A 13,279-nucleotide genomic window follows, 5' to 3' on the forward strand; every position below is an offset into this window, starting at 1 on the left:
ATTGTTACTTTCTTGTGGAGATATTATTTGTAACAAGACTGTTAATAACAATAAAGCCTTGACATATTATGTCAAGGCTTTTGTTTTATTGTACATGCTTAGGATAGAATTTAGTTGATAGTATTAATTCAAAAAGGTTTGATAAGCTAGGTTGTCGGTTTCTTCTTGCCATTGATAACCCAAGGCATCAAGGTGTTGGAAGAACTCAGCTTGCTGATTTTTATCTAGATCAAAGCCAGCTAGTACCTGACCAAAGGCCGCGCCATGGTTACGGTAATGAAATAGCGTGATATTCCAATGTTCACCCATAGCAGCTAAGAATTTTTCTAGTGCTCCCGGGTGCTCAGGAAACTCAAAACTAAACAAACGTTCATCATTCTGTTCATTGTTGTTTTTAGCCGCAGAATTAGCACTTTTACCACCAATCATGTAGCGAATATGCAGCTTAGCTAGCTCATTATCGGTGAAATCACGCACTTGGTAATTAGCTTTCACTAAGCCTTGCAGTAACTCTTGTCGTTCTTGCACACTGCCACCTAAACGCACACCAACAAAAATTTCAGCACTTGGTTTACCAGTATAACGATAGTTAAATTCGGTAATAGCTCGGTTACCTATGGTTTGGCAAAAACGTTTGAAGCTGCCTTTTTCTTCTGGAATAGTTACCGCTAAGATAGCTTCTTTTTTCTCGCCCAATTCACACCGTTCTGAAACATAACGCAAAGTATGAAAGTTCATATTAGCGCCAGAAAGTATTGCCGCTAATGATTCGCCCCCGGGCTTGTTATCACTGATCTGTTGCTGACAGTATTTTTGTAAACCGGCTAATGAGAGCGCACCAGCCGGCTCGGCAATAACACGAGTTTCTTCGAATATATCTTTGATTGAAGCACATATTTCATCGGTAGATACCGTAATTACCTCATCACAAAACGCTTGAATCAAACCAAAAGTATGTTCACCAATACGCTTAACTGCTACACCATCGGCAAACAAGCCTACTTGCTCAAGGTCTACAGGTTTGCCAGCGGCAAGTGCTGCTTTTAAACAGGCTGAATCTTCAGCTTCAACACCGATGATTCTAGTCTTAGGGCTCAGTTGTTTTAAATAGACTGCCATACCAGCGAGCAAACCACCGCCGCCAACAGGAATAAACACCACATCTGCATGGGGTAATTGTTGTAATAGTTCTTTTGCGACAGTGCCTTGGCCAATAATCACTTCAACATCATCAAAAGGATGAATAAGCGTCTTACTTTCTGCTTTAGCGTATTCGACTGCAGCGGCTTGCGCCTCATTGAAACTATTACCTACTAATCGTACTTCACCACCAAAACGTCTAACATTATCGACCTTGATATCAGGAGTAGTCTTAGGCATTACGATAGTTGCTTTGATACCAAGCTTATTAGCAGCTAATGCTAACCCTTGTGCATGGTTTCCTGCCGAGGCAGCGATAACCCCATGAATACATTGTGCTTCGGTTAAACTATTGAGCTTGTTATAAGCGCCACGTAACTTAAACGAATGCACAGCTTGTTGATCTTCACGCTTTAAATAAATTTGATTATTTAATCGAGAGGATAACTTATTCAACGTGGTCAGTTCGGTTTCAACGGCGAGATCATAAATAGGGGCGAGTAGAATACGACGTAGGTAATCTAATGGTGTATGAGGTGATGTTTGCTTGAGTGTTTCTGTCATTAGATTTACCTAGGAATTATATGAGCTATTGGTATTACTTGGGTTAAGCGCGACGGAAGTCGCGCCTAATCTTATTAATCGACTAAACCGTCAAGTAATGCTCTGTTTCGAACAGCACCTTTATCGGCGCTGGTAGCTAACATTGCGTAGTTTTTAAGTGCGTAGCTAATTGGACGAACTCTGTCTTTAGGTTTCCAAGCATTTTTACCTTTAGCTTCCATCGTAGCACGGCGGGCATCAAGTTCAGCTTCAGGTACTTGTAAGGTGATCTCACGAGTAGGAATATCAATATGGATGATATCACCTTGTTCAACTAAGGCGATTGTACCGCCGTCAGCTGCTTCAGGAGAAACATGACCAATTGATAAGCCAGAAGTTCCACCAGAGAAACGACCGTCAGTTAATAAAGCACAGGCTTTACCTAACCCCATAGATTTTAAGTAGGTAGTTGGATACAGCATTTCTTGCATGCCTGGTCCGCCTTTAGGGCCTTCGTAACGAATTACCACCACTTCACCGGCAAGTACTTTTTTGTCAAGAATGGCTGATACCGCTTCATCTTGGCTTTCAAAGATATGGGCAGGACCGGTAAACACTAGGTTATCGTCACTTACACCTGCGGTTTTAACTACGCAGCCATTAGGAGCGATATTACCTGAAAGTACCGCTAAACCACCTTCTAACGAAAAGGCATTGGCAAGATTACGAATACAGCCATTTTCTCTATCATCGTCTAAGGTATCCCAACGACAATCTTGGCTAAAGGCCTTAGTAGTACGAATACCAGCAGGTCCAGCACGATAGAATTTTTTAATGTCTTCATCGTCAGTCAAGGTAATATCATATTTAGCAATAACATCAGCCAATGTGGTACCTAATACATTAGGAACGTCAGTTTTTAATAAACCAGCACGCGATAGTTCACCTAATATGGAAATGACACCACCGGCGCGATGCACATCTTCCATATGATACTCAGGCGTTGATGGCGCTACTTTACAAAGCTGCGGTACAATGCGTGATAATTTATCCATGTCTTCCATGGTGTAATCAATTTCGGCTTCTTGTGCTGTTGCCAATAAATGCAAGATGGTATTGGTTGAACCACCCATAGCAATATCTAAACACATAGCATTGTGTAAAGCATCTTTACAGGCAATATTACGTGGTAATGCAGATTCATCATTATCATGATAATAACGTTTTGTTAGCTTAACAATCTCTTTACCGGCATCTAAAAATAACTTCTCACGATCTGCATGTGTTGCCAACATAGAGCCATTGCCTGGCAAGGCTAAACCTAACGCTTCAGCAAGACAGTTCATTGAGTTTGCCGTGAACATACCAGAGCATGAGCCACAGGTAGGGCAGGCAGAACGTTCAATTTTATCGCTGTCTTCATCACTTACTGTTGGATCGGCACCTTTAATCATGGCATCAACTAAATCAAGCTTGATAATTTGGTCACTAAGCTTTGTTTTACCTGCTTCCATCGGGCCACCGGAAACAAAAATTACCGGGATGTTTAAGCGCATTGCTGCCATCATCATGCCTGGAGTGATTTTGTCACAGTTTGAAATACAAACCATGGCATCAGCACAATGAGCGTTGATCATATATTCAACGGAATCAGCAATTAAGTCACGTGAAGGTAAGCTATAAAGCATACCAGCATGACCCATGGCGATACCGTCATCAACCGCGATAGTATTAAATTCTTTGGCTACACCGCCGGCTTTTTCAATAGCGCCAGCAACGAGTTGGCCCATGTCTTTTAAATGCACATGACCAGGAACAAATTGCGTAAAAGAGTTCACAACCGCGATAATTGGTTTGCCAAAATCGCCATCCGTCATGCCTGTTGCGCGCCATAAAGCGCGAGCACCGGCCATATTACGGCCTTGGGTAGAAGTTGCAGATCTTAATTTAGGCATGATTTTGATTCCGATTAATGATTGTTTTTTGAATTTTTATTTTGAAAATTCACTTGATGATTGCAGCGTGAAATGAACTTTTAAAATGAGTATTATTATTTAATTACAGGCGATGTGGCTGCTCAACTCAAAGTCAGTTGATGCTGTAACAAAGAGGAAATACGGAGCTTATGAATATAAGTGAGTATTTCCGATGCTGCTACAGTATTAACTGGCAAAGAGTTGGGTAGTTACTAACTATTTAACAGGGTCTAACCAACCTTCTGGTACGGTGGTGGTTCCATCAAAGATACCAAAGAAAGCGTCTTGAATTGCTTTAGTAATAGGACCTCGAGAACCGTCACCTACAGGCAAACCGTCTACTGATTTTACTGGCACTACTTCTGTCGCTGTACCACACATAAAGAATTCGTCAGCAAGGTATAACGCTTCACGAGCAATAGATTCTTCACGTACTTCGTAGCCAAGTTGTTTAGCCAAGTAAAATACTGCATCACGGGTTAAGCCTGATAAAATAGAGGCTGAACCTGGCGGGGTATAAATAACACCTTTTTTCACTAAAAATAAGTTTTGACCTGCGCCTTCACTTACCATGTTATTTATATCTAGTGCTACACCTTCAGCATAACCATGGCGAGCAGCCTCTGTTGAAATAAGCTGTGAAGACAGGTAGTTACCACCAGCTTTTGCAGCCGTCGGCATAGTATTTGGCGCTAAACGGTTCCAGCTAGAAACACCTACATCAACACCATTTTCAATCGCATCTGCGCCTAAATATGCTTCCCAGCTAAACGCGGCAATCATCAGGTCAGCTTTAGCATCAATTGGTGGACGAAGTCCCATGCCAATATCACCTAAAAAGGCTAATGGACGAAGGTATGCTGATTTTAAATCGTTTTTCACTACAGCATCTTTACACGCTTGCACAACTTCTGCTTGAGTGTATGGGATATTCATACGGTAAATTTTGGCAGAATCAAACAAACGCTTGATATGTTCTTCCAAACGGAAAATACAGGTGCCTTTGTGTGTTTCATAGGCACGAATGCCTTCAAAAACTGATGAACCGTAATGAAGTGCATGACTCATTACATGAACAGTAGCGTTTTGCCACGGCATAAGTTCACCATTGAACCAAATATATTCTGCATTTACTTTAGCCATTTTCTTTTCCTAATTTTGTTGCTCTTGGATAACTAACCAACCCCGACGTTAATGTCAGAGTAATGTTAAGTTATCAGGAGCGAATTTTTATTATTTGCGGGAACTGTTATTAATAATAACAGTTAATAGTACTTATATTGCTTGTTGTTTAAGCGCTATATTGCTGTATTTGCACTTCACTATTGTCTACTTTGACACCCTTGATGTCGATCAATTTGTTTATTTGATCAACAAGCAGAGAAATAGGGCGATCACTGCTGACAGTCATAGTGATAGTAGCAACATTATTACCGGTATTTACTTCAGCATTCATGGCGTTGATAAGAAAACCGCGATAACGCGTCACTTGCAAGATTCGTTCTAACACCACTTGCTTATCATCAGCCATAATAACTAATTGATACTTATTTAAAGTCATAGGATTCATCTTAAGCACCCTCCATCATTTTATCGTTTGCGGTATTTGGCGGTACTAATGGCCAAACATTTTCAGCGGCATCAATTTGTACTTGTAATAAGTAAGGACCGTCATGATCTAACATCTCTTCAACGGCAGCTTTAATTTCACTCTTTTTAGTGATCTTCTGTGATTTTATATCAAACGCCCGCGATAACATGACAAAGTCAGGGTTATCTGATAAATCTGTTTCGCTTAATCGACCGTCAAAAAATAGGTCTTGCCACTGGCGAACCATGCCTAGCTTAGCGTTATCAATTAACACAATTTTCACTGGAATTTGGTAGCGTTTTATCGTGGCTAATTCTTGGATATTCATCATAATTGAGCCATCACCCGATACGGCAATAACAGTATCGTGTGGACGTGATATTTGTGCGCCAATCGCTGCCGGTAAACCAAAACCCATGGTACCCATGCCAGCACTGGTTAAAAAGTTGCTTGGATCATTAAAAGCCATATGTTGTGCTGCCCACATTTGATGTTGGCCAACATCGGTAGTTACACAAGTGTTACTTGGCATAAGATCACTAACCGTTTTTAATACCGCAGGGGCATAGATATTATCGCCTGGGTGATCATAGCGCCAAGCAAAATCAGTTTTCATTTGCTGTAATCGTTGTTGCCAAACTGAAATTTCTAAATTAGTGGTTAGTAAGGGTAAGTTCCCTTTTAAATCACCTAAAATGGCAGCATCCGCGGTACGACGTTTATTAATTTCAGCGGTATCAATATCAAAATGAATTACTTTAGCGTTAGGAGCAAACTCGTCTAGTTTACCGGTCACTCGGTCATCAAAACGAGCGCCAACAACTACTAATAAATCACTTTCCTGCACCGCAATATTGGCAGCCTTTGTGCCATGCATACCTAACATGCCAAGGTAGTTTTCATTATCCGGGTTAATTGCGCCTAAACCTTTTAATGTTGAAACACTCGGCATACCGGTTTTTTCAGCAAACTCACGTACTTCTTCTACCGCGTTTGCCATGCCAACACCACCACCTACGTATAAAATAGGTTGTTTAGCATGGGTTAGTAATTCTAGCGCTTTACTGATATCAGCAAGGGGTAATTGCACTTTGTTTTTTAAGTGAGACAGTTTGTCTAGACGTTGTGTTACTTCAGCTAACTGTATATCTTTTGGAATATCAACAAGTACTGGACCGTGACGACCTTCCAAAGCAATTTCAAAGGCTTGATGTAATACTTTTTCCAGTTCATTAATATCGGTTACTTGGAAAGAGTGTTTAGTACAGGCAAGCGATAAACCAAAAATATCAATTTCTTGGAAGGCATCACTACCCATAGCCGCAGTTGGTACTTGCCCGGTGATGGCAACAACCGGAATTGAATCGGCAAGCGCATCGGCAAGGCCGGTAATCAAGTTTGTTGCGCCTGGGCCTGAAGTGGCGAAACAGACACCAACAGTACCGGCGGCACGAGCATAACCAACAGCAGAAAATGCTGCTCCTTGTTCATGTCGGCATAGAAAATGTTTTACATCACTGTCGTATAAAGCGTCATAAATAGGCATTATGGCGCCACCAGGGTAGCCAAAAACGTGCTGTACGCCATGGTCTTTTAACACTTCAAATAATAATGAGCTGCCTGTTAGCGTTTTACTCTCGGTCATGATGATTCCAACTTTTATCTTGTTAAATTCTATATTTCCAGCAGTTTGTTTAATAAAATATAATGAAATAATTTAGTAAAAAAGTGCTAAAAGAAAACCCTCGGTTCTTGCGAAGCGAGGGTTTGTTATTTGTTTGGCTGCTTTTCTTTAGCTCAACAAAACCCTCGAGATGATTTAATAATCACCACGACGAGAAGGTTAATAATAATTGAGTTAAATTTTTGCATCTTATCTCTTTGCTTGTTTTATTTTGCGTCATCTGATTATTGTTTCATCTGCTCAGAGTCGCTTACTTATTAAATTAGTACCATAGCTCTAATCCTTTGTGCAAGTCTTTTTGTTATAGCTTTTTTGTACAGTAATTGGCAATAGGTAATAAACCCATTTAACTTCATACCAAGTTGATTAAGTTACTTCCCACTCAGCGAGAATTAAAATTCTTTAAGGCAAGGCATTGATTACAGAGAATGGCTATTCCCTTGTCAAAATCAATAACGTAGCTTTGAAGCCTTTTAAACTCGCCCTTGGGAGCTTGTATGGAAAGTGATAACGGCACAAATATATTTGGTTTAGAATAACTAGATCTGTATAAATTTTGCTTGTTCTAACTCACCAAACAAAGCTCTGAGTTGGGAGTAAATTTAACCAAATTGGTATTATTTGAACTACACTGGAAAAATGGAATCAATAAAATGGAACTTTTATGTCGCTTTCTTGTGTGTACAGTCGAGCAAAAATTGGTCTTGAATCTCCCTTAGTTTCAGTTGAAGTTCATCTTGCCAATGGTCTACCGGCATTCAATATTGTTGGTTTACCGGAAGCCTCGGTGAAAGAGTCCAAAGATAGAGTCCGTAGCGCAATTATCAATTGTGGTTATGAATTTCCCGCCAAACGAATCACCATCAATTTAGCGCCAGCGGACTTGCCCAAAGAAGGCGGGCGCTTTGATTTACCTATTGCCGTGGGAATTCTTGCCGCTTCTGAACAATTGCCGCCAGTAGATTTATCCCAGTATGAATTTGCCGGGGAACTGGGTCTATCGGGTGAACTACGCGCTATTGTTGGTGAAATCCCTGTCGCCATGGCCTCTAGCCAAAGCCAGCGGACCTTGATAATCCCCATGCAAAATATTGAGCAAGCCAGTTGGGTCAAGCAAGCAAAAATTCATGGCATTAGCCACTTAACCCAGCTATTTCCTCACTTTGCCGGTCAACAAGTTTTACCTTTAGTCACTGAGCAGGAGGTTGCGCAAGAGTTACCTGAGCAAGAGCTTGATATGAGTGATGTCATGGGCCAGCCCCTAGCAAAGCGAGCTTTAGAAATTGCTGCTAGTGGTGGGCATAATTTATTATTTATCGGTCCTCCGGGTACAGGGAAAACCATGTTAGCCAGTCGTTTAGCGGGAATTTTACCGCCGATGACCGAGCAAGAAGCGCTGGAAGTTGCTGCCATTCAATCGATTAGCCATCAAGAGCTTAGTCGTAAGTCTTGGTTTACTCGACCATTTAGGGCACCACATCACACGGCTTCGTCAGCGGCTTTAGTCGGCGGCGGCAGTCAGCCGCAACCGGGAGAAATTTCTTTAGCGCACAATGGTGTACTGTTTTTAGATGAGTTGCCTGAGTTTGAGCGGAAAGTGTTAGACGTTTTACGTGAGCCAATGGAATCGGGGGAGGTCACTATTTCCCGAGCTCTGCACAAGCAATGTTTTCCGGCGCGTTTTCAACTGATTGCCGCGATGAACCCTAGCCCGACCGGATTTTATAACGATAAGCGCAGTACACCAGAGCAAGTACTAAGATATTTGAATCGGCTATCAGGGCCGTTTCTCGACCGAATTGATATTCAAATTGAAGTGGCCAGATTACCTCGGGGTACGTGGGCGCAGAGCAGTCAAAAAAATGAAGCCAGTGCGCAGATACAGCAGCGAGTGCAAGTATGTCGGGGTATTCAGTTACAAAGACAAGGCAAAGCCAATGCTCTTATCAGTAGCCGTGAGTTAAAACAATATTGCCGGCTAACGGCCGATGATAATGAATTTTTAGAGTTGGCGGTAGAGAAATTGGGTTTATCAACTCGAGCACACCATAAGATTTTAAAAATTGCCCGTACCCTAGCCGATATGGAGCAATCAATTGAAATTCACCGTAAACACTTAACCGAGGCGTTATCTTACCGGGCGATGGACAGACTTTTACGTCATCTGACGAGAGCTATTGCTGTTTGAGTTAACCCGTTTTTTTTAATCTATTGAGTTAAAAAAAGCTTTAATCAGCGGCTGCGCCTTTGATTGATTCAAACAACAAACGCCGAGTTCAAATGGTTCTATTTCGCCGATATTAGCGAGATTAGTGACTCTATCTTTTACCGGGCTGTTATCCACCACCACTTGCGGCACTATGCCAACACCACAACCTAAAGCAACCATACTGACCAAGGCTTCGTGCCCTGAAACCGTTGCGTAAATCATCGGTTTTCCTTGCTGCTTTTTCCGATACCAGAGATCAAAGCGTTTTCGTGCGGCGCCGTGTTCAGGCAAAATTATCGGAATTTCTGACCAAGTAAGTACCTTCTTACTCAGCTGTTGCTGGACCTTACAGGCCATTGTTGGTGCAATTACCGCCATGGCTATGGTATCTAAGTGATGAAAATAAACACTACGCGGTAGTTGCTCGGGGGCAGCCGCGATAGCAAAATCTACCGATTTATTTTGCACTTGTTCAAGGGCATCTGCGGCATCACCCGTGGTTAACATGATCTCTACCAAAGGGTAGCGAACTCGAAATCGTTCCAGCAAAGGCGGTAAATGGCTATACGCAGCAGTAACCGAGCAGTAAATATGTAGCTTTCCGGTTAACTCTACTTGTTTGTCTGCAAGTGATTGCTTGAAACCATGCCACTGTTCAAGCTGCTGCTCAGCATAGATTTTGAATTTTTTGCCGACATCGGTAAGTACCACAGTGCGATTGTCACGATGCAGTAACTCGCCGCCTACTTCCTCTTCAAGTCGTTTGATTGCTCTGCTGAGGGTCGATGGGCTGATGTGATGTGCTTGTGCAGTTTTACCAAAATGCAAACTTTGGCTCAAATGCGTAAACATCGATAGTGCTTTTTGATCCATGAATTGCTCCAAATGTTTCATGTTGCAAAAAACGCAACGTAGTGGTGCGAATATATCACTTTTTGCAACGTTATATCTAGGGTATGGTGTTTACATTGAAAAAAGCATTGTAAAAAGAACAGTCAGCAAGCTGACTCGATTAATAACTAATTTTTAGAACCAAATTCAGAGGAACCAGCATGAGCAACTATTTTAATACCTTAAGCTTACGTGAAAAATTAGGCCAATTAGGCCAATGTCGTTTTATGAAGCGTGAAGAGTTCAGCGATGGTTGTAACTTCATCAAAGACTGGAACATTGTCATTGTTGGTTGTGGTGCTCAAGGTTTAAACCAAGGTTTGAACATGCGTGATTCTGGTTTAAATATTTCTTATGCATTACGTGATGGTGCAATTAGCGAAAAGCGTCAATCATGGCAGTGGGCTACTGAAAATGGTTTTACAGTTGGTAACTATGCTGAATTGATTCCGCAAGCTGATCTAGTATTAAACTTAACACCTGATAAACAACATACTTCTGCCGTTACTGCGGTAATGCCATTGATGAAGCAAGGCGCTACGCTTTCTTATTCACATGGTTTCAACATTGTTGAAGAAGGTATGCAAGTTCGCCCTGATATCACTGTTGTTATGGTTGCACCTAAATGTCCAGGTACTGAAGTACGTGAAGAATATAAACGTGGTTTTGGTGTGCCAACACTAATTGCGGTTCACCCTGAAAATGATCCACAAGGTAATGGCTTAGCGATTGCTAAAGCTTACGCTAGTGCTACTGGTGGTGATAGAGCCGGTGTTTTACAGTCTTCTTTCATCGCTGAAGTTAAGTCTGACTTAATGGGTGAGCAAACTATTCTTTGTGGTATGTTGCAAACGGCTGCGGTATTAGGTCATAAGCAATTAATCGCTCAAGGTATGAACGCAGCTTACGCACGTAAATTATTACAGTACGGTTTAGAGACTACTACTGAAGGTCTTAAACATGGCGGCATCACTAATATGATGGACCGTTTATCAAACCCAGCTAAAATCAAAGCGTTTGATATGTCAGAAGAATTAAAAGTGATTTTACGTCCATTATTTGAAAAACATATGGATGATATTATTGAAGGTCGTTTCTCTGAAACTATGATGGCTGATTGGGCTAATGATGATATTAACTTATTAACATGGCGCGCAGAAACTGCTGAATCAACCTTTGAATTAGCGGCAGATTGTGAAACAGAAATTACCGAACAAGAATATTACGATAAAGGTATCTTTGTTATTGCCATGATCAAAGCCGGTGTTGAGTTAGCATTCGAAGCTATGGTTGCTGCTGGTATCGTTGAAGAGTCTGCTTATTATGAGTCACTTCATGAAACGCCATTAATTGCTAACTGTATTGCACGTAACAAGTTATATGAAATGAACGTAGTAATTTCTGATACTGCAGAATACGGTAACTACTTATTTACTCACGCAGCAGTACCTCTTCTTGAAGAGTACACGGCTAAGTTAACATTAGAGCAATTAGGTGAAGGCCTAAAAGCTAGCTCAAACAATGTTGATAATGCACGTTTAATTGAAGTGAATGAAGCTATTCGTAGCCATGGCGTTGAAGTGATTGGTAAAGAGCTTCGTGGTTACATGACTGATATGCAAAAAATTGCTAGTGCAAAATAATACTCCTCTTTTCAAGTAGAGTTGGTTAATCAATAAAAACGGCAGATGAAGTTAAATTCAATGCCGTTTTTTATTGCCAATAATATTCAGATTAAATATAAATAAAGCCTAAACAAGGAACTACCTATGTCAGAGTTTAAAGAAGTTACCGTTACTAAAGCAGCCAGTGTTTATTTTGATGGCAAAGTCACCAGCCGTAAGCTCACCTTTAACGACGGTAGTTTTAAAACCTTAGGTATCATGATGCCGGGTGACTATAAATTCGCTACCGCGGAAAAAGAGTTAATGGAAATTACTGCCGGTGAATGTGAAATATTATTGGCTGGCTCTGATACTTGGCAAAACATTAGCGCAGGCCAATCTTTTAACGTTGCAGCGAATAGCTCCTTTGAAATCAGAGCTAAAACCTTAGTAGATTATTGTTGTACTTATATAAGCTAGATAAAACCCTCTATCATTAAAATAAGCCTGTTGACCCTATGTTTACAGGCTTTAATAAAATTTAACCAATCAAAAACCTATCTTTAATATTATTTAATTAGCAAAAAAACTTCCTAAGTGTTTCATTGTTGCTAGAACAATAACAGCTCACTACAACAACCTTTACCTAGGTAGGAATTAAATAATAATGATGTCCTCTTCAGCACTAAGCCATTTATTCATTGGCACTATCGCTTTAATTGCGAGTTCAACTAGTCAAGCAACCTCTGATCTCACTAATGCCACTATCAGCAACAATAATAGCAAAGTAATGTTCGATGATTTTAGCTATAAAACCTTAGCTGATGCGCAAAAAAATGGCTGGGTGCCTCGAACACAAGTGGGCCATCCAGGTATCAAAAATGCAACTTGGTGGGCAGAAGGTATTAGCTTTCATCCAGATCAAGCTAATGCTAATAATACTGTAATGCGTTTAACCTCTAAAACGGATGGCAGCGCTGAAAATACCCGTCATACACAAATATGTCATCAACGTAAGTATCTAGCAGGCACTTATGCCGCACGTGTTTACTTTAACGATCAGCCTGATTTTGGTCCGGATGGTGATGGCATAGTAGAAACTTTCTATACCATCAGCCCGCTAGAAGCACCCATGGATAAAAACTACAGTGAAATGGATTTTGAATACCTTGCCAATGGTGGCTGGGGCGAGCAAGAGCATGTGTTGTTTTCAACCTCATGGGAAACATTTCAACTTGAACCTTGGACAAAAATAAATGCCTTTGATACTTATGTAAAAAGCTTGCAGGGTTGGAATACCTTAGTACTGCAAGTTTTTGATGACACAATTAAATATTATATTAATGGTCATTTGTTTTCTGAGCATGGCAGTGATGTTTATCCAGAAGTGGCAATGTCGGTAAACTTTAACTTATGGTTTATTCCTGAACAAATTGTTGCCAGTACTGAAATGCGTCAATATCATCAAGAGGTTGATTGGGTGTACTTTAATGCAGATGAAAATTTATCTCATAAGGCCGTAATCAATGAAGTGGCAAGGTTACGTGCAAGTAATGTTAAACAACAAGACACTGTGCCACATAGGCAGCCAAAACTTGCTAGTTATTGTGGTTTGTAAAACCCCAATCTAGTTATAATGAG

10 protein-coding genes are annotated in these 13,279 nt (G+C 40.9%); 4 read left to right on the plus strand and 6 right to left on the minus strand.

Annotation, left to right across the window (positions count from 1 at the left end; translation table 11 throughout):
• Positions 1-123: 123 nt before the first annotated feature.
• The 5 genes from ilvA to ilvG form a co-directional block, all read right to left on the minus strand.
• Positions 124-1,704 (minus strand): threonine ammonia-lyase, biosynthetic, encoded by a 1,581-nt coding sequence (ilvA, locus tag HRT55_RS04245; protein WP_291619171.1) that lies wholly within the window; start codon positions 1,702-1,704, stop codon positions 124-126.
• A 74-nt stretch (positions 1,705-1,778) separates the two neighbouring features.
• Positions 1,779-3,638 (minus strand): dihydroxy-acid dehydratase, encoded by a 1,860-nt coding sequence (gene ilvD, locus HRT55_RS04250; RefSeq protein WP_291619173.1) that lies wholly within the window; start codon positions 3,636-3,638, stop codon positions 1,779-1,781.
• A gap of 237 nt (positions 3,639-3,875) precedes the next feature.
• Positions 3,876-4,802 (minus strand): branched-chain amino acid transaminase, encoded by a 927-nt coding sequence (locus HRT55_RS04255; protein WP_291619174.1) that lies wholly within the window; start codon positions 4,800-4,802, stop codon positions 3,876-3,878.
• A gap of 148 nt (positions 4,803-4,950) precedes the next feature.
• Positions 4,951-5,229 (minus strand): acetolactate synthase 2 small subunit, encoded by a 279-nt coding sequence (ilvM, locus tag HRT55_RS04260; protein WP_291619175.1) that lies wholly within the window; start codon positions 5,227-5,229, stop codon positions 4,951-4,953.
• 1 nt (position 5,230) lies between these two features.
• Entirely contained in the window at positions 5,231-6,895 is a 1,665-nt protein-coding gene (gene ilvG / locus HRT55_RS04265) for an acetolactate synthase 2 catalytic subunit (RefSeq protein ID WP_291619176.1), read from the minus strand.
• Positions 6,896-7,598: 703 nt separating this feature from the next.
• Here ilvG and HRT55_RS04270 point away from each other — a divergent pair.
• On the plus strand, positions 7,599-9,122 hold the full coding sequence (locus tag HRT55_RS04270) for a YifB family Mg chelatase-like AAA ATPase (RefSeq protein WP_291619177.1): 1,524 nt from the start codon (positions 7,599-7,601) through the stop codon (positions 9,120-9,122).
• Positions 9,123-9,137: 15 nt separating this feature from the next.
• On the opposite strand, the gene ilvY is transcribed toward HRT55_RS04270, so the two are convergent.
• A complete protein-coding gene (gene ilvY, locus HRT55_RS04275) occupies positions 9,138-10,016 on the minus strand; it encodes an HTH-type transcriptional activator IlvY (protein ID WP_291619178.1) in 879 nt (292 codons plus the stop codon).
• A 179-nt stretch (positions 10,017-10,195) separates the two neighbouring features.
• On the opposite strand from ilvY, the gene ilvC reads away from it, so the two are divergent.
• The 3 genes from ilvC (at position 10,196) to HRT55_RS04290 (ending at position 13,256) form a co-directional block, all read left to right on the plus strand.
• Entirely contained in the window at positions 10,196-11,677 is a 1,482-nt protein-coding gene (gene ilvC / locus HRT55_RS04280; RefSeq protein WP_291619179.1) for a ketol-acid reductoisomerase, read from the plus strand.
• A 126-nt stretch (positions 11,678-11,803) separates the two neighbouring features.
• Complete coding sequence (locus HRT55_RS04285) at positions 11,804-12,118, plus strand: pyrimidine/purine nucleoside phosphorylase (RefSeq protein ID WP_291619180.1); 315 nt, start codon at positions 11,804-11,806, stop codon at positions 12,116-12,118.
• A gap of 187 nt (positions 12,119-12,305) precedes the next feature.
• Positions 12,306-13,256, plus strand: a complete 951-nt coding sequence (locus HRT55_RS04290) for a glycoside hydrolase family 16 protein (RefSeq protein ID WP_291619181.1) — start codon at positions 12,306-12,308, stop codon at positions 13,254-13,256.
• The last annotated feature ends 23 nt before the right edge of the window (positions 13,257-13,279 follow it).

The sequence above is a fragment of the Colwellia sp. genome (assembly GCF_013214175.1).
GTDB lineage: Bacteria > Pseudomonadota > Gammaproteobacteria > Enterobacterales > Alteromonadaceae > Colwellia.